This is a genomic window from Megasphaera sp. SW808, from assembly GCF_012027795.1.
GTDB lineage: Bacteria > Bacillota > Negativicutes > Veillonellales > Megasphaeraceae > Megasphaera > Megasphaera stantonii.
In genome coordinates, this window is the sequence record NZ_SJOT01000012.1 from 24,492 (window position 1) to 42,452 (window position 17,961).

16 protein-coding genes and 1 other RNA gene are annotated in these 17,961 nt (G+C 52.0%); 14 read left to right on the top strand and 3 right to left on the bottom strand.

Annotated elements, in window-relative coordinates; translation table 11 throughout:
• Positions 1 to 37 precede the first annotated feature (37 nt).
• The 6 genes from smc to E0L13_RS06140 all read left to right on the top strand — a co-directional run bounded on the left by smc (position 38) and on the right by E0L13_RS06140 (position 10,079).
• Entirely contained in the window at positions 38 to 3,583 is a 3,546-nt protein-coding gene (gene smc, locus E0L13_RS06115) for a chromosome segregation protein SMC (RefSeq protein WP_232818724.1), read from the top strand.
• 2 nt (positions 3,584 to 3,585) lie between these two features.
• On the top strand, positions 3,586 to 4,530 hold the full coding sequence (gene ftsY / locus E0L13_RS06120) for a signal recognition particle-docking protein FtsY (RefSeq protein WP_087477529.1): 945 nt from the start codon (positions 3,586 to 3,588) through the stop codon (positions 4,528 to 4,530).
• A 12-nt stretch (positions 4,531 to 4,542) separates the two neighbouring features.
• Positions 4,543 to 5,025 carry a YhcH/YjgK/YiaL family protein gene (locus tag E0L13_RS06125; protein ID WP_107195284.1) on the top strand — a complete coding sequence of 161 codons (483 nt, stop codon included), beginning with the start codon at positions 4,543 to 4,545 and terminating at the stop codon, positions 5,023 to 5,025.
• A gap of 145 nt (positions 5,026 to 5,170) precedes the next feature.
• Complete coding sequence (locus tag E0L13_RS06130) at positions 5,171 to 5,752, top strand: TetR/AcrR family transcriptional regulator (protein WP_087477527.1); 582 nt, start codon at positions 5,171 to 5,173, stop codon at positions 5,750 to 5,752.
• Positions 5,749 to 6,915, top strand: coding sequence for an efflux RND transporter periplasmic adaptor subunit (locus tag E0L13_RS06135; RefSeq protein ID WP_087477526.1), 1,167 nt, complete (start codon positions 5,749 to 5,751; stop codon positions 6,913 to 6,915). Before E0L13_RS06130 ends, E0L13_RS06135 begins: the two co-directional genes overlap by 4 nt.
• 11 nt (positions 6,916 to 6,926) lie before the next feature.
• The gene (locus tag E0L13_RS06140; protein ID WP_107195283.1) at positions 6,927 to 10,079 is read left to right on the top strand and encodes a multidrug efflux RND transporter permease subunit; all 3,153 of its coding nucleotides are present in this window, start codon (positions 6,927 to 6,929) and stop codon (positions 10,077 to 10,079) included.
• Between the two features lie 74 nt (positions 10,080 to 10,153).
• Here E0L13_RS06140 and E0L13_RS06145 read toward each other — a convergent pair whose 3' ends face one another.
• The 3 genes from E0L13_RS06145 to E0L13_RS06155 form a co-directional block, all read right to left on the bottom strand.
• Entirely contained in the window at positions 10,154 to 11,245 is a 1,092-nt protein-coding gene (locus tag E0L13_RS06145) for a site-specific integrase (RefSeq protein WP_168061033.1), read from the bottom strand.
• Between the two features lie 502 nt (positions 11,246 to 11,747).
• Complete coding sequence (locus E0L13_RS06150) at positions 11,748 to 12,146, bottom strand: hypothetical protein (protein WP_168061035.1); 399 nt, start codon at positions 12,144 to 12,146, stop codon at positions 11,748 to 11,750.
• A 93-nt stretch (positions 12,147 to 12,239) separates the two neighbouring features.
• Positions 12,240 to 12,401 carry a hypothetical protein gene (locus tag E0L13_RS06155; protein WP_168061037.1) on the bottom strand — a complete coding sequence of 54 codons (162 nt, stop codon included), beginning with the start codon at positions 12,399 to 12,401 and terminating at the stop codon, positions 12,240 to 12,242.
• Positions 12,402 to 12,597: 196 nt separating this feature from the next.
• Between E0L13_RS06155 and E0L13_RS06160 the strand changes: the two genes are divergently transcribed.
• The 8 genes from E0L13_RS06160 to E0L13_RS06195 all read left to right on the top strand — a co-directional run bounded on the left by E0L13_RS06160 (position 12,598) and on the right by E0L13_RS06195 (position 17,919).
• The gene (locus E0L13_RS06160) at positions 12,598 to 12,960 is read left to right on the top strand and encodes a hypothetical protein (protein ID WP_168061039.1); all 363 of its coding nucleotides are present in this window, start codon (positions 12,598 to 12,600) and stop codon (positions 12,958 to 12,960) included.
• Between the two features lie 4 nt (positions 12,961 to 12,964).
• Positions 12,965 to 13,321 carry a hypothetical protein gene (locus tag E0L13_RS06165; RefSeq protein WP_168061041.1) on the top strand — a complete coding sequence of 119 codons (357 nt, stop codon included), beginning with the start codon at positions 12,965 to 12,967 and terminating at the stop codon, positions 13,319 to 13,321.
• A gap of 5 nt (positions 13,322 to 13,326) precedes the next feature.
• Positions 13,327 to 13,398, top strand: an RNA gene (locus E0L13_RS06170) — hammerhead ribozyme type II.
• 36 nt (positions 13,399 to 13,434) lie between these two features.
• Entirely contained in the window at positions 13,435 to 14,082 is a 648-nt protein-coding gene (locus E0L13_RS06175) for a hypothetical protein (RefSeq protein WP_168061043.1), read from the top strand.
• Positions 14,083 to 14,332: 250 nt separating this feature from the next.
• Positions 14,333 to 14,473, top strand: a complete 141-nt coding sequence (locus tag E0L13_RS06180) for a hypothetical protein (RefSeq protein WP_168061045.1) — start codon at positions 14,333 to 14,335, stop codon at positions 14,471 to 14,473.
• Positions 14,470 to 15,513, top strand: a complete 1,044-nt coding sequence (locus E0L13_RS06185; RefSeq protein ID WP_168061047.1) for a hypothetical protein — start codon at positions 14,470 to 14,472, stop codon at positions 15,511 to 15,513. Before E0L13_RS06180 ends, E0L13_RS06185 begins: the two co-directional genes overlap by 4 nt.
• A gap of 224 nt (positions 15,514 to 15,737) precedes the next feature.
• Positions 15,738 to 17,018, top strand: a complete 1,281-nt coding sequence (locus E0L13_RS06190; protein ID WP_240924674.1) for a DNA-directed RNA polymerase — start codon at positions 15,738 to 15,740, stop codon at positions 17,016 to 17,018.
• Positions 17,019 to 17,106: 88 nt separating this feature from the next.
• Positions 17,107 to 17,919, top strand: a complete 813-nt coding sequence (locus tag E0L13_RS06195) for an antA/AntB antirepressor family protein (RefSeq protein WP_206081547.1) — start codon at positions 17,107 to 17,109, stop codon at positions 17,917 to 17,919.
• Positions 17,920 to 17,961: the final 42 nt, after the last annotated feature.

Here is a 17,961-nt window from a genome sequence, read left to right on the forward strand (position 1 = left end):
ACTGCCGCGAGGAAAGAGGAACGGTCCATTGCGATTAGTGAAAATGGAGCTGCGGGGATTTAAATCCTTCGCAGACAAAACGACACTGGTATTTGACAAAGGCATAACGGCGATTGTCGGGCCGAACGGAAGCGGCAAGAGCAATATTTCCGACGCCGTCCGCTGGGTCATGGGCGAGCAAAACGTGCGCCAGCTCCGCGGGCAGAAGGCGGAAGATGTCATTTTTGCCGGTACGGAAAGGCGGCGGCCCCAGGGGGCGGCGGAGGTGTCGCTGTATTTTGACAACAGCGACGGCACGCTGGACGTAGACTTTGCAGAAGTCGTCGTGACGCGGCGCCTGTTCCGCTCCGGCGACAGCGAGTATTACATCAACAAGCGGCCCTGCCGGATGAAGGACATTCACATGCTCTTTGCCGATACGGGCATCGGGCAGGATTCCATGGCCGTCATCGGGCAGAACCGCGTCGACCGTATCCTGAACAGCAAGCCCGAAGACCGGCGCATTATCTTTGAAGAGGCGGCCGGCATCAGCCGCTATAAGGGCCGCAAGCAGGAAGGCCTGCGGAAAATCGCCGAGACGGAGCGAAACGTCGAGCGTATCCGCGACATGATGGCTATGCTGGAGGAACGCCTGGGGCCCATGAAGGAACAGGCCGAAACATTACAAACCTTTCGCCAGTTAGATGCAGAGCGCATATCCTATGAAGGGACTCTGACCCTGCAGGAGCTGCGCAACTGCGAACGCTTGCTGGAAAAGGCGGAAAACAACCGCCTGGCCGTGCTGACAGAACGGCAGGACGTCGTGAAGGCGTTGGCCGAAGCCGAAGAGAAGCGCAGTACCCTGATGGCCGCTATGGAGCGGGAAGGGGAGACGATGCGGCGACTCGACAGCGAAGCCCGACAGGTCCATACTGAACTGGACGGCATGAAAAGCCGCCGCGAAGCTTTCGTCCAGCGCAAGGAAGTGCTGAAGGAAAGAGGAGCGGAGCTGGATCGGGAAGAACGGGACTGGCAGAAAAAGAAGGAAGACGCTGCCAAGCGCGGCCTGGAATTGCAGGAATTGTCGGCTCAGAAGACGGCGGAGCTGGCTGCGGCCAGGAAAGGCCTGGCCCTGACGCAGGCCCTGTTCGGCAAGGCGGAAGAGCAGGCCCGTCAGGCTGCGGCTGAGCTGGAAAAGGTAACTGCGTCTAATTCGGACCGCCAGCAGAAGCTGTTTGTCCTGCGGCGCGATGCAGAAGAACTGCGGCGGCGCCTGCAGGAAAATGGAGAACGCTGCGATGAGCTGCAGCGGGCCGTAGGGGCGCAGCAGGCGGCGCGGAAAGAAGCCGAGCGGCGCTGCGGCGACGCGGCGGCGCAGGAAGAAGCCCTGCGGCAAGAAGCGTCAGCGGCTGAAGGGGCTGCAGCGTCCAGCCGCAGCCAATGGGAAGAAGCTGCGCAGGCGCTGCAGCGCATAGAAGATACGTACCGCCGCCAGCGAGGTCAGGAAGACGCGCTGGCTCAGCGCATCCGCGTGCTGGAAAGTATGGAGCAGGAGCACGAAGGGGCAGGCCGTCCGGCTAAGGCCGTTTTGGACGCCAAGACAGGCTGGAGACGCCAGGTGTGCGGCCTCGTCGGAGAACTGTGCCGCATACCGCCGGCCTACGCCGCGGCGCTGGACGTTGCTCTAGGCGCGGCGTCCCGATACATCGTGACGGAAGACGAACAGACAGCAAAGGCCGCTATTGCCTATTTAAAAGACCGTCATGCCGGCCGGACGACGTTTCTGCCCCTTGATACGGTGAAGGAACGCCGGCGGACTCGCGACGAAGAAACGGCATCCCAAGAACCGGGTATCGTCGGCTTTGCCAGCGATATTTTGACCTATGACGCGGCCTATGCAGGTATTTTTGCGTCGCTCCTGGGAAAGACCCTCGTCGCCGATTCGGTGGATGCAGGTTCCCGGACGGCGCGGAAATATGGATACCGTCTGCGCATCGTCTGCCTGGACGGCACGCAGTTCAACGCCGGCGGTTCTTTGACCGGCGGCAGCCTGAAGGGCAAGGAGGGCTCCCTGATCAGCCGGAGGGCCTTGCTGGAAGAATTAAAGGAACAGGCCGTCCAGCTTCGGGCGGCAAAGGAACAGACGGCTGCCCAGGGACGCGAGATGCGCTGCAAAGCAGAAGAGCTGAAACGAAACCTTGATAAACAGGATGAGCAAAGCCGTACGCTGCAGGTAGAGCTGCAGAAGCGGCAGTGGCAAGCAGCGTCGGCCCGGCAGGAGGCAGAGAAGGCTCAGGAAGAGCTGCAGCGCCTCGACGGGCAGGCTGAGCAGCTGCAGCAGGTACGGGCCGATATGCAGGCCGAGCTGGTGCGGCAGGAAGAGGTGTTGGCCGTCCTGGAACAGACGCCGGCAGAAAATACGCAGGAATTGGAAGCGGCGCGGACGGCGGCCTTGCAGGAAGCGGAGGAATGCCGCCAAGCCCTGACGGAGCGGCAGATTGCCGTGGCGACGCTGGAAGAACAGGTACGCCAGGCGGGAGAGCAGATGCGCCGGCACGGCGAAGAAACGGCGCAGCACGGCCGCGACGGCGAAGGGCTGTCCGACCGGCGGCGCGAATGGCGGGCCCGCTTGACGGAAACGGAAACGCTGCTGCAGGAATTGACGGAAAAGATTGCATTGAAAGAACGGGAAACGCAGCAGAAGGATGCGGAAAAAGAAGAATTTTACCGTGACAGGGAAGAAAACTTCCGGCAAAGCCAGACGCTGGAGCAATCCCTGGCGGAGCTGCGGGAACGGGAACGGCTGTGCAGCGAGCGCCTCAGCGCCGCCAACGTGCAGCTGGAAAAATACAGCGGCGACATACGCCGCGGCGAAGAACTGCTGGCCCTGCAGGGGCTGACGCGGCAGGAAGCGATGGAACGGCGGCGCGACGGCTCGCTGAAAGAGCTCCACGACCGCGTGGCCGACTTGAAGCGGCGCATTGCCGATCTGGGGCAGATCAACGGCAACGCCGAGGAAGAATACCGGGCGGCCCTGGCGCAGCAGGAATTTTACCAGAAGCAATGCGCCGATTTGCAGGAATCGAGGGCCAAGCTGGAGGACATCGTCGCCGAAATCGACGACGCCATGACGGCCCAGTTCCGCCAGGCCCTCGGTGAGATCGGCGGCCATTTTCAGCAGATTTTCAGCCGCCTCTTCGGCGGCGGCCAGGCTAAGGCCGTGCTGACGGACGAGCAGGACGTGCTGAACGCCGGCATCGAGATCATGATTCAGCCGCCGGGAAAGAAAAAGCAGCAGCTGTCCTTGTTGTCTGGCGGCGAACGGGCTCTGACGGTCATCGCCCTGCTCCTGGCCTTCCTGGCCTATCATCCGGCGCCGTTCTGCCTCGTCGACGAAGTGGACGCGGCCCTGGACGAGGCCAACGTCGAGCGCATGGCCTGCTATTTGAAAAATTACAGCGGCGCGACGCAGTTCATCGTCATTACGCACCGCCGCAAGACGATGGAAGCTGCCAATACGCTGCAGGGCGTGACGATGGAAGAACGGGGTGTATCCCGGCTATTAACTGTTAAAGTAGACGAACTCTTAGAGAAAGGAACGTAATCATGGGCTTTTTTTCAAAATTGCGCAAAGGTCTGGAAAAGACGAAGAAATCATTTATTCAGAATATTGAAACGGTCGTCCGCGGCTACGCCAAGATCGACGACGAAATGTACGAGGATTTGGAAGCGGTCATGCTGACCAGCGATATCGGTGTCGAAACGACGGATTACCTGCTGGGTAAAATCAGAGAAGGCGTCAAATCGAAAGAGATTCGCGACGGAAACGACGTCGTTCCTTATTTGGAAAAATGCGTTGTCGAGCTGTTGGAGGAAAACGCCGAGCCCATGCCGGACCGGACGGGGACGACGGAGGTCATCTTCATCGTCGGCGTCAACGGCGTCGGAAAGACGACGACTATCGGCAAGCTGGCCAAGTATTACACCCAGCAGGGGAAAAAGGTCATGCTGGCCGCCGGCGATACGTTCCGCGCCGCTGCATCGGAGCAGCTGACGATTTGGGCCGAACGGAACGACGTGCCTATCGTAAAGCATCAGGAAGGGGCCGACGCGGCGGCCGTCGTGTTCGACGCTACGGCTTCGGCTAAGGCCAGGGGCATCGACGTACTCCTCGTCGATACGGCCGGACGGCTTCACACGAAATCAAACCTCATGGAAGAGCTGCGGAAGATGGCCCGCGTGGCCGGCCGCAACATCGACGGCGCGCCTCATGAAACGCTGCTGGTCCTCGACGCGACGACGGGACAGAACGCCGTCAGCCAGGCCAAGCTGTTCGGCGATGTCGTGCCCCTGACGGGCGTCGTGCTGACCAAGCTCGACGGCACGGCCAAGGGCGGCATTATCTTGTCTATCAAGCGGGAATTGGGCGTGCCCGTCCGCTGGGTCGGCGTCGGCGAAGGTGCTGACGACCTGCGGCCCTTCGACGCGGCTCAATTTGCCGATGCGCTGTTCGATAAAAACGTAACGCAGCGGGAACAGGAAGAAGACTAGGAGGGACGAGCTATGTACGTAGGTAATTTAAAGCAGTGGGAAAAAGAGATTCCGTACGTGCCGGCAGGAGTAGCCAAGTGGATAGAAAAGCTGGCGTCGTACGATTTGGCTTCGCTCGAACCGGGACGCCATGAATTAGGCGACGGCAACTACATGAACGTCGACGTCGGCGAAACCCATCCGGCGGCGGAACGGACGATGGAAGCCCATCGCGAGTACATCGACATCCAGACGGTCATTGAAGGAGACGAAATCATCGGTTATCAGCCCATTCGCAACGCCGGCGCCGTCGTGGAAGACCGCTCGGCGTCCGATGCCTGGTTTTATAATCCCCGCATTGGCGAAGATACGGTAATTCGCATGGTCCCAGGAACCTTCGCCGTCTTTACGCCTGCCGACGGCCATCGCTGCCTCTGCGCTCCCGACGGAGAGGGGAAACCGATTAAAAAGGCCATCATGAAAATACGCATTGCGTCTTTGGGAAAGACATACTAACGGATGGCCGTCGGAAACTTAAAAAGAAATAAAAGTTTTCATCACCCAGATAATTTCTATTGACTAATAAGATAGAGTATATTAAACTATAAATTGGTACTGAGTTTTCATTTTTAGTTTACTATATTACATAGGATGTGTTGAAATGGCGGCAGATATTCGAGAAAAGATCATTGCCGAAGCTTTGCATGAAATCAACCGCCGCGGCGCGGATTTTCATATGGATGATTTGGCTCGAAACCTTCGCATCAGTAAGCGCACGCTGTACGAGCATTTTTCATCGAAGCAGGAAATTATTGAGAAATCGATGCTTTCTTTAATCGACGACATACATGAACAGCATGTGGCCCTGCTGGCGAATACGGAGATGACGACGGAAGAAAAAATCATAAACTTCTTCAATGTAAAAACGCATTATATCTCCGTTCTTTCCGTTCGCAAGACCGACGAAATCCTGCGCAAGATGCCCGAGGTCTGCGCCGCGCTGGAAGAACGGCGCCGCATGGATTGGGCGCTGCTGAGCCAGTTGTTCGAACAAGCGCAGCAGGAAGATTCCTTTAAGGAAGTCGATAAGTTTCTTCTGATTCACATGCTGCACAGCGCTTCCGATGATATATTGGAATACTTCGACGAGTCGGAACATGAATCTTCTTTTTCCGAATATATGGAAAAATGTATCCGTGTAATTTTATACGGAATAAAAAGACAGGAGGCAAGTAACGAATGATACACAAACATAAGGTATTCACGATGGGCGTGACGGTGCTGACTGTCGCGTCGTTATTGGCAGGGTGCGGCTCTCAGGAGGCCGGGCAGAAGGCGCCTGTCGCCGTCAATACGTATAAGGTAACGGCGGAAGACACGCCTGTGCGGGCCGAGTACAGCGGCACGGTCATTGCGACGGATAAGGTTCCTGTACGCGCTAAGATTTCCGGCCGCGTCGTTGAAAAATACGTGCAGGGCGGCCAGCAGGTCACGGCGGGGCAGCCTTTATTCCGTATCGACAGCCGCGAATACGATGCAGCTTTGGAAAACGCCAAGGCCAACCGGGCTCAGGCTGCGGCCAATCTGGCCAATCAGCAGCTCAACCTGCGCCGGTATCAGCAGCTGGTCGAGCAGGACGCGATTTCCGTTCAGACACTGACGGATCAGGAAGCGGCGACGCGGCAGCAGCAGGCTGTGCTGGAAGCCAACGACGCGCTGGTGCAATCTGCTCAGGATAACGTCGACGATACGATCGTATACGCTCCGTTCAGCGGCAAGCTCAACGTCGACGACGTAGCCGTCGGCACGTACGCTACAGCCGGCCAGACCGACTTGGTGACGATTTCTACGTTAGATCCTGTGTACGTAGAATTCTCCGTCAGCGAAGCGGAATACCTGCAGATGATGAAGAAGCGGTCGGACGAACCGGGCAGCTGGGGAGACCATCTGCAGCTGCGCCTGAGTGACGGCTCCATGTATGCCTATGAAGGCCACGTCGTGCAGATTAACCACGGCATGGACGGCAATTCCGGCTCCATCATTATCAAAGCGCAGTTTGAAAATCCGCAGAACCTCCTGATTCCGGGCTTGTACGCTACCGTCGTTTCTGACACGCAGGTACAGCAGCACGCCGTCATGGTTCCGCAGCGCGCCGTACAGCAGACCCTGGGCCGCTACTTCGTCTCAGTCATCGACAGCGAAGGCAAGGCGCAGAATAAGCCCGTTACGCCGGGTCAGAAGGTCGGCAAGTTCTGGATTATCAACGAAGGCATCAGCGACGGCGACCTCATCATCGTCGACGGCTACCAGAAAGCTACGGGCGGCGCGACGCTCGATCAGCACTTGCTGACAAAAGCCGAAATTGAAAGCGGCTCCGATATAGCTGTGAAAACAGAAAGTAAATAGGGGGCGAGAGAGTGATATCAAAATTCTTTATTGACAGGCCGATCTTCGCCATCGTCATATCGTTGATCATATCGATTGCCGGTCTCTTGGCGATGATGTCCCTGCCTGTCGCAAAATATCCGAACGTTACGCCTCCGCAGGTCAGCGTGTCCGCGACCTATACAGGCGCTAACGCCGAAGTTATCAGTGATACCGTCGCCAGCGTCATCGAACGCCAGATGATCGGCGTCGACGACATGGTAAACATGTCCAGCTCCAGTAACGACAGCGGCCGGTATTCCCTGACCGTCCAGTTCGAAACGGGCAGTAACGACGACATGGACACGGTTAATACGCAGAACCGCGTCAGCCAGGTTCAGGCGACATTGCCGCAGGAAGTTACGGCAACAGGCGTTACGGTCCAGAAATCGACGAGTTCTACGGCTATGGTTTTCGCCTTGTATTCCCCGAACGGTACTTATGACGCCACGTTCATGAAGAACTATGCAACCCAGTTCTTTATGGATGCCTTGAAATCCGTTTCCGGCGTCGGCAACGTTGAAGAATTTGGCTCCGACTACGCCATGCGTATCTGGATGGACCCGCTGAAGATGAATATCCTTCAGGTCACGCCGACGGATATTATTTCTGCTATTGAAGGCCAGAATATCCAGGCTGCCGTCGGCTCCATCGGCTCGCAGCCGACGACGAACGACCAGACGTACCAGTATACAATGCGCGCTGAAGGCCGTCTCCAGACTGCCGAACAATTCCGAGATGTCATCGTCCGTACCAATCCGGACGGAACGATGGTTCGCGTCGGCGATGTCGCCACGGTAGAATTGGGTGCAAAGGATTATAACGTGGAAGGCAACTTCAACGGCCAGCCTCAGGCCGGCTTCATGGTCAGCCTGACGTCAGACGCCAATGCCATGCAGACTGTAAGCGGCGCGCGGGAAGTATTGGAAGAAGCTAAAAAATCCTTCCCATCCGACTTGGATTACCGTATTATTTACGACAGCACGAAGTTCGTATCGGCGTCTATCAACGAAGTTATTCACACCTTTGTGGAAGCGCTGCTCCTCGTAGCGGCTATCGTATACTTGTTCCTCCAGAGCGGTCGGTCGACGCTGATCCCGCTGATCGCCGTTCCTGTATCGCTGCTCGGGACCTTTGCCTGCTTTACGATTTTAGATTTCTCCATTAATACCCTGACCTTGTTCGCCATGGTTTTGGCTATCGGCCTTCTCGTCGACGATGCCATCGTCGTTATCGAAGCTGTCGAATATGAAATCAAGTACAACAACAAGGGGCCGAGGGAAGCGACGATCATCGCCATGCAGAACGTACAGAACCCGGTTATCGGCGTTGCCTGCGTACTGGCGTCCGTATTTATCCCAGTCGGCTTCCTGAGCGGCATGAGCGGTATTTTGTACCGGCAGTTTGCCTTTACGATTGCTATTTCCGTGGCCATTTCGGCCTTCGTCGCCCTGACGCTGACGCCGGCCATGTGCGCCTCTATCCTGAAGGTTCATAAACCGACGGAAAATCCGAAAGGCATCTTTAAATTTTTCCAGCAGTTCAATCGTGCTTTTGAACGCATGACGAACTGGTACGGTATCCGTCTGGTGCATTTGAACCGGCGCATCAAGTGGAGCGTCGCTTTCCTGATTATGATTTCCGGTATTTCCGGATTCTTGTTCACCATCATTCCGACAGGCTTCGTGCCGTCGGAAGATAACGGCTTCGTCATCGTCAGCACGACCTTGCCGGAAGGCACGTCCCAGACGATTACCAAGCAGATTGCCGTCGATTTGGGCAACTGGATTGAACAGCAGCCCGGCGTTACGCAGTCCATGAATATCGTTGGCTACAACATGCTGGCCGGCGGCGCTAAGACGAATGGTGCGACGGCTTTCGTCGGCATGGAAGACTGGGATCAGCGTAAAGATCCGAGCATGTCCGTTGACGCGCTGGTAGGCAAGATCATGGCTCACGGTGCGCAGATTCCCCAGGCTTCGGTCGTCGCCATCAACCCGCCGCCTATTGACGGCATGGGCATTTCTGCCGGCTTTACGCTGCACATCGAAAACCGCGGCGGCCACACGACAGACGAATTGATGGAAACGGCCAATAAATTTATTGCCGAAGCGGCGAAACGGCCGGAAATCGGCTCCGTCTATACGGCCTTTTCCAACGATACGCCGGGGTATTACCTCGACGTAGACCGCGACATGGTTGCCAGAGAAGGCGTATCTATGAGCTCTGTATACCAGACTTTGCAGTCTTTCTACGGCTCGTACCAGATCAACGACTTCACTATTTTCGGACGTAACTTTAAGGTCGTCATCCAGGCAGCTCCGCAGTTCCGTGAAACCGTCGACGGCAACAAGAACCTCTACGTCCGCAATTCCAATAACGAGCTCATTTCCGTGGCCAACTTCGTACGGCCCCGTCCGATTGGCTCGGCTTCTATTATCACTCGTTTCAACGACTATCCGGCCATTAAGATCATGGGCGCTCCGGCTGCCGGCCAGAGCTCCGGCGATGCGCTGAAAGCCCTGCAGGAAGTCGCCGCCGATACGCTCGGCGAAGGCTACACCTATGAATGGGCCGACATGAGCCGTGAAGAAGTCGAAGCCGGCAACAAGACGATTTACGTCTTCGGTCTGGCTATCCTCTTCGTATTCCTCGTATTGGCAGCCTTGTACGAAAGCTGGAAGGTACCGTTCGCCGTACTGTTCAGCGTGCCGGCCGGCTTGTTCGGCGCGACGCTGTTCACGTACATCTTTGACCAGACGAACAACATTTACTTCCAGATCGGTATTCTCGCCGTTATCGGTTTGGCGGCTAAAAACGCCATCCTGATTATCGAATACGCTAAAGTCCGTGTCGATGAACGCGGCATGGATCCCGTATCGGCAGCTATTGAAGCGGCGAAGATTCGTCTCCGTCCTATCGTCATGACGTCCCTGGCCTTCGTCGTAGGCTCTATCCCGTTGGCTCTTGCTACGGGCGCCGGCGCGGCATCCCGTGTCACCATGGGTATCGTCGTCGTCTTCGGTACGTCTATGGCGACGATTCTGGGCGTATTCCTCATTCCGATGCTGTTCATCCTCGTTGAAAAAATCGGCCATCAGCCGGTGAAGAAGAAACAGACCATCGGCAGATTAGGTGATATGTAAGTTTGCAGTCAGGTGTCCTTTAGTCTGATGAAGCATTTCGCAGAGGACTTTGACACCGATTTGACACTTTTGTCTTACACGTGTAACACCGTGTAACACGGGAACTCGGCAGCATGTGTGTAGTACCGGAGGGTAGTTTCAATGTTGCTGTGCCCCATAAGTTTACTGACTGTCTTCACATCAACTTTGTCTACAGTTATGAGTAAGGTAGCATAGGTGTGACGGGTATCATAGAGTCTGTGTTTAGTAGTCCCGCCAAGAACCGCAGACACATATCTCTTGAACCGCCACCCTATGTTATCTTTGCTTAAATATCCATTGGCACTCTTACAGGAATAAAAAAGATTTTCCTGTGGGAGTGTCTTTTTATTATCTTCAAGAATCTTCCCGTACTTCTCTGGGATCGGGACTGTTCGCATGCTGTGAGGTGTCTTCATGCAGTCTTGCAGTTTTCCGTGTAGCCCCAAGGACTTGTTGAAAGACACAGAGGTAAGCGTTACATCACTCTTGGTTAACGCCATGATTTCTTGTGGCCTTGCCCCGGTAAGGAACGCCAGTAAGATATATGTCTGGTACACTACTGGCAGCTTCCTCAAATTCTTCATATTTAGCAGTTTACGGACTTCTTCTTTGGTGAAAGGTGTAATTGGTCTTGATGGTTTCCCTTTGAGCTTCTTGACGATTCTAGGGCTATTCATGAGGTTTTCTTCTATATACCCTTCGTACATAGCCATCTCCAGAATACTCTTGAAGTTCTTTCGCCAGCGGGTGAGGGTAGAGGAAGCATAGCCATGTGAGGCCAGCCCGAGGAAGTACCTGTTGATTATCGTAGCATCCAGAGAGGAGAACTGTGTCTTATCTAGAATACTCCCCTTGATATGCTTCTGATAAAACAATTTGATTCCATAAAGGGTAGACTCACGATATACTTCCTCTTTCATTTCCAGAAAGTGTTCAAAGTATTCCGAGACAGTAGTAGGGGTGTGGTACTTAACGTTCTGTCTGGATACCTCGTTAAACCATTTCTCAACTTCCTTACGGGTAGCGAAAGTCTTCGATATACGCTTCTGTTCGCCCTTTACGAGGACTCTTATGGTTCCTTTGTATTTACCGCTGTCTGTCCGGGCGATAGACCCGGTTCCATGTGTTCTTTTCTTTGCTGCCATACGCTAACTTACCATTTACCTTTCCTCCTTTGTCTCTCCTATCTCCTGTAATTCAAGGGTAGCACAAGGGGAGGAAAGTAGGCAAGGGTATCAAAAATGGTGAAAAATTCGTGATACTGAATTAATTGAAGGAAATTCCCGGTTTCCCCCGGTACCCCCGGTCATCTTCAGAATCTCCACTGTTTTTATCCATTTAAAAGATACACCCGGCTCCGTGTGAATACGAGGGATTAGCCTACGATACCTATAGTAACACGGGGAACCGCATGATTAAGCCATTCGTAAGGGTTCAGGTGGCAATCCATTGTTATTTTTTATGATACACACGGAACCGTTGTAATAGTTTCTGTATCTGTCCGTTTTGGTACTGGAGGAGTACTGCGGAGTACCAAGGGGAGGAATGGGAATCGGGAGGAAATACTAAGGGATAATTGGTATTCGTTGGGAATCAGTTTCATATCTATTTAGGGAATTTGTCTATATCAATTAGGAATACATTGTACTATTTTCTATTCCTAGATAATACCCATGTAAACCCACCAATGATGACTATGATAATAATTACTATGCAAACTATTAAGAATTTAACTTGTGTCTTAAGTTTTTTATTATCCTCTTGTAATTCCTTAATTGCGTTATGATTACTCATTATTGTTTTTCCTTGCGTTTCATCCATAGAAACAGCGTAAGCGATCACCTCGTCAATTCGTTCCTCCGGCGTGTAATTTTCCGGCGGGCGTTCGTTAGGCTGCACCCCGTACACTTCATTATGCCACTTTACAAAAGCGTTTGGACTGCTTCTATCCCATGTATCACGCTTCCAGTCATACGCATTTGAAACAATAGGGGTAGAGAAGAAAAGCAGTGAGGCAATAATAATTAATGGTAAGGACTTGTTCATGTTTCAGGCCTCCTATATGTATAATATGCTTAGATTATAACAAAATAGGGGTATCTTTAGAATACTTTTCGTACTCTTTAGATACCCCTATTTTTATTTGTCTTTGCTCTCGTGTTCTTTTACATATCTCGTAATTACACGAGTTAAATAACCGCTTGCCGTGTCTCCATTATCTTTTAATATTCTTTTAAATTTTTCTTTTAATTCTTCCGTTATTCTGATTTGTAAGAATACTTCTTTTGTGTCTTTATCCATTTTATCACCTCTTTTATATTAGTATTATACCATAGAAAAAATGTAGTGACAATGTTATAAATTTACTATTGACATTGTAGTGACAATGTAGTAAGATATAGACAACGAAAGGCGGTACGAAAGATACCGCAAAAATTTTTAAATTAAAATGTAGTGACAATGCAGTGTAATTAAGACAGGAAGGCAGGAGAAGACAATGACATTACAGGAAAAGATTTTAGAAGCTTTGAGAGATGCCAGCGATTACGACAAATTAGCAATGTGGAACGATTATGCACAGGAATACTGCCCAGACGATTACATTTACACAGTGGCCGATCTGGACTATGACGAACTTTTCACGAGTGCAAAGGATGCCGTAATGGCTGTACTAAACGGAAACTTCAGTGCTTCGGACTGGCTGTGCCGCTTCGATGGTTACGGCAATTTGCAGAGCTTTAACGAAGTGGACGACATCGAAAGCCCATATTATGACGAAGAGCTGGCCGACTACCTAGCGGAAACCGGCGAATACTATGCCTACTTAGATATTGAAGATGATGAAGAGGAAGGGGAATAATACCATGACTAAACAGGAATTGTTACAGAAAATCGAGGAAACGAAGTGCCGTAGTGCATGGCAGAGAGGCGTAAAGGAATACGCTTTAGAAATGACTGAAAACTTCGACAACATGCCGGAAAGCACCGCAGAATTAAAAAGCATGTGTCTGAATGGTGCCGGGGACTTCGTTGTATTAAGTTACGGAGGTGGGTACCTAGTATATGACGAGGACATCTGTGAACGCCTCTGCAATAATACAGAGAAGAGACGCACGAACTACGGCGAAAAGCAGCCGAACAGCCGGGAATCGTGGCTGGATGTACAGTCAAGAGCTTTATATCAAGCGTACAGACTTATTAGACGCTGTTATGAATTCTAAAAGATAGTCGAAACTACTAGGTCTATCCTAGTAGTCCGCAGAGGAATAGCCGCCCTGCGCTGATGAGACAGGCTAATAAAACATAATGATTTACAAGGAAGGAAGGTATTATCATGGCAAAATTAACATGGAAGCAAGAAATCGCAAGTATTCTAAGGTATTCAAACGTGTCCGACGCTGAAAAACTGGAGAAAATACGCCAGTTTGTAGAAGGCTACGACGGCAGCCGCTACGGCATTCATAATCTGGTGTCTGTCGCTAAAAAGTTGACGCACAAGAACGACTATGGGGCTAGATTAAGCCATTTTATAACGAAAGGCGGCCGGAAATATTGGACAAATACCCGTGTAATCATAGCCGTGTCTCCCGAACTGAATACGGACAAGTATAGTAATCCATATTTAGATCTGGACGCAGTAAAACACTTAGAGTCTGGGAAATACATAGAATACTACATCAATTCTCCAGCAGACCCCGCTCATTTCATCAGCGTGTCTAGGGATGACGTGCGCAAGTTCTGCGAAGCCGAAGGCGTTACTAAAGGCGTTAATGGCATAGAACACCCGTATAGAATCGCTAAGGGTGTTTGGGTGAATGCGTTTGACTTTTATCAAGTGTCTAGGCTCCAAAAGGATAGCATTCTCACGATAGGCTTAGCAGGTGAAGGCCGCATCGTAAAAATCATAGGGAACGACTATACGGCCGTACTTACTATTATGACGAGGTCGTGGTTAGAAAAGTATCATCCCGAAGAGTTATAGGGATACTAGTAGACTTGACAATTCCATATTTGAAGGTAGAACAGTTGTTCGGTATCATAAGGATAAACAAACAGATGTTCTATGTAATAAAGAACAGTGGGCGGGTGCCTCTAGCAGGTAACATACACCTAGTGGGATACTCGCCCTACCTTTATACCCTAGCGACCAAACACATGTTCTTATTTCTGGTAATTGTCCCATGTTATGGAGAAAGAACGCTCCAGTCCATAAAGAAGGGAGGTGAGGGAATATGGAATATTACGTAGACCGCTACGGGAACGTACTGACCCGCAAGGAGTACGCCGAGATTACGGGGCAGCAGAAGCCCAGAGAGACACAGCAGAAGACCAAACAAGAAGAAGAGCACCAGAAGAAAGAAGGTAGAGTATGACTTACACAGTAGAAGACCAAAAGGAATTGGAAAAGTATTACAAGGACTACGCCGAGCAGCTGCTACGGAATAGCCTAGACAGCGCACGAGCCGACGGGGACTATGCACGAACGGCAGTAGGCAAGGGAATCATGAAGCACCTAGTCAAGACCTTCAAGGCCAACGTGTCCGAGTCCGTAGCCTATAGTCTGAAGGGCAAAAAGGGCGTCAAACCGAAGTACAATGAGATTTTGTCTCGGTATGCAAAGTTTTACGGTGATGATATGGAGACATTTTACATGACTTTAGTAACAGAGACTTTGAAGGTAGTTATCAATAGTCTGGTGTCTAAAAAGTTCATTATGTCGGACATGGCGAATCTCATAGGAGCCGAGCTAGAGGATGAGGTGTCTTTATACACATTCATGAAGACCGAGAAGGACGCTCCCAAACGGTACGCCAAGCAGCTAGATAGCCGAGTAGGCCGGAACTTCAAGCTGCGGTTTATGGAGAGAGCCTATCAAGGTAGTCACTTCACGTTCCCGCAGTTCCCGAAGGCCGATAAGGCTGCCCTAGGAATGCACCTGCTAGAAATTCTAGCGGAGTCAACGGACTTCTTCGAGGTCGGCGCAGTAGGAGACAAAAACTTGCTGGAGCTGTACCCTAGCGATACATTCATGAAAGCCGTTGAGAAGAGTGAAGGGAGCCTAGTAGAACGGGCAGTCAAGTATGTTCCGACTATCATACCCCCGAAGCCATGGACAGATATGTTTACCGGCGGTTATCATGGTGTTTTATCTAGCAAGGTTAACTTTATGAGACACCACCCCTACACGAAGAACACTCACACCATGAGGCGCTACCTAGCTCGCTTGAATGAGCTTGACCTAGCACCAGTATATGCAGCAGTCAACAAGATACAGGCAACGCCGTACCGGGTGAACAAGTTCATCTTAGACGTTATGTCTGATCTCATCAAGCAGGGAGGCGGACGGGCAGGACTCGCCGAGACGGCACCTATACCCCAGCTTCCGCCGTTCCCGTATGACGCTGAAGAATAGAGGCTAACGAGGAACTCAAAGAACAGTTCAAGGCGCACAAGAAGAAAATGCAGGAGATTATCAAGGCGGAGAACTCCCGAAAAGGAAGAGCCTTGCGGTGCGTCATGATTCACAAGTTAGCTAAGGACTTCAGCAAGTACGACGAGATATATTTTCCCATGAATATAGACTTTAGAGGCCGTGTCTATCCTATCCCGACCGGGCTAAATCCACAGGGCGATGACATGACGAAAGGCTTACTAGAGTACGCACATCCGGCACCAGCGCAAGACCCTAGCGATTTTGAGTGGCTGGCGATACACGGCGCAGGACTGGCCGGGCATGACAAGATACCTTTAGCTGACCGGGTGCAGTGGGTTAAAGATAATGAAGATAATATTCTAGCCAGTGCCTATGACCCTCTAGGCTTTACATGGTGGCAGGAGCAGGACAAGCCCTTTCAGTTCCTAGCGTGGTGCCGGGAATGGGGAGCGGCTCTGGAATGGGTACACGACCACGGGAATATCGTAGGTTACACTTGTCGGTGCTTTATAGCGTACGATGGAACCTGTAGCGGTCTTCAACATTACTCGTGTCTTTTACGAGACCCCGTCGGCGGTTCGTCCGTCAATCTCATAGACCACGACAAACCGGCTGATATTTACAACGAGGTAGCACAAAAAGTTTTAAAAATGGTGGAGCAGGACAGGCAGGAAGGCACGCTGATAGGTAAGGTAGGCAAGAATGGCAAACCTGCGCCGGGGACTAAAGCCCTAGCCGAAGCGTGGTTGTCCTACGGTATTACCCGTAAAGTCTGCAAACGGCCTGTCATGACCCTAGCTTACGGCTCCGGGCAGTACGGGTTCGGGAATCAGATTTTTGAGGACACGACCGACGGGAATCCTCACTTCAAAGCCATAGGAGCCATGAGCGCAGCTCAGTATCTAGCAACAAAGATATGGAAGGCCGTCAAGACGACCGTAAAGGCAGCGACGACCGGCATGGAGTACCTGAAGGCTGTTGCCGGGATGCTGGCGAAGGAAGGATACCCCGTCGAGTGGGTAACGCCTTTGGGACTGCCGATACAGCAGATGTATTTGGAGTTAGGTACGACCTGCTTCCGGCTGCGGTTCGGCGGTGCGTCTATCCGGTACAGGGTATACGTAACGGAGGTTAAGGAAGGTGAGGAAATAGACAGACGTAAACAGGTGTCTGGCGTAGCTCCTAACTTTATCCACTCCCTAGACGCTACCCACCTCATGATGGTAGTCAATAGCTCCGATGGGCTGATACAGAACTTCACGACGGTTCATGATTCGTTCGGCACGTCCTTGGGCGAGGCCGGACACATGAGGCGGATTATCCGGGAGCAGTTAGTGAAGCTCTACACGGAGCACGACCCCTTAATGGAGTTCAAGGAACACGCCGAGGATATGCTGGGCAGGGAAATAGACGACCCGCCGCTGCCTCCTAAAGGTAATTTGGATATAAATAGTATTATATCTAGCAAATTTGTCTTTCACTAGGTAATTGTCCCGGGTTATAGAAGAGAACGATTTTGTCCTCTTACGAAAATTTATCAGAAGAAAACGAAAAAGGAGAATGATTAGAATGATGACAACAGTAGCAGCAGTAGTAGACAACAGAGCATTAGCAAACATGGTGAACTATGAAAACAAGAAGGGAACGGTATTGGTAGATGGCCGTATGCTTCATGATTTCTTAGAAGTTAGTGCAAGGTTCAACGATTGGATTATTCGGATGATTAACTACGGATTTGAAGAAGGGATTGATTACAATACCTTTTACTCAAATTTGAGTAAAACCTCTGAAGCTGGTGGCAGACCCCGTAAGGAATACGCTCTGACCCTCGACATGGCGAAAGAAATCTGCATGATCCAGCGGAGCGAGAAAGGCCGTCAAGCCCGGAAGTATTTCATCGAATGTGAAAAGAAACTCCGGGAAGTAGAGCAGGAAAAGCAGGGTGTATACGCTAAACTGCCGGACTTCACGAATCCCGTAGAAGCTGCCCGGGCGTGGGCGGACGCTGAAGAAGGCCGACAACTCGCCGAAGCCAGAGTACAGGAACTCGCCCCGAAGGCTACCATGGCGACAGACTACATCGAAGCAGGAGGCAGCGTGACCTTCATGCAGATGGCCGACATGTTAGGTATCAAAGACAGAGCGAAGTTCCGTCAGTTCTTAGTCGATACGAAATGGTGCTGGGCGAAGCCTTTCGAACCCCGGTATCGTGGGCAGTCGAACCCGACCCCGTGGATGGCCTGTGTCGAAAAGGTACGTGCTGGGTACATCGTGCCGAAGGTATGGAGCAAGAACGGTTACACCGGCATGACATTACGTTGGACACTGGAAGGTGTAGCGGAAGTCAAGTACGACATGGAAGCGTACGGGTACGATAACGAATAGGCCTTAGAGTGCGGCTGGAGGAAGACACATGGGAAGAAAGAC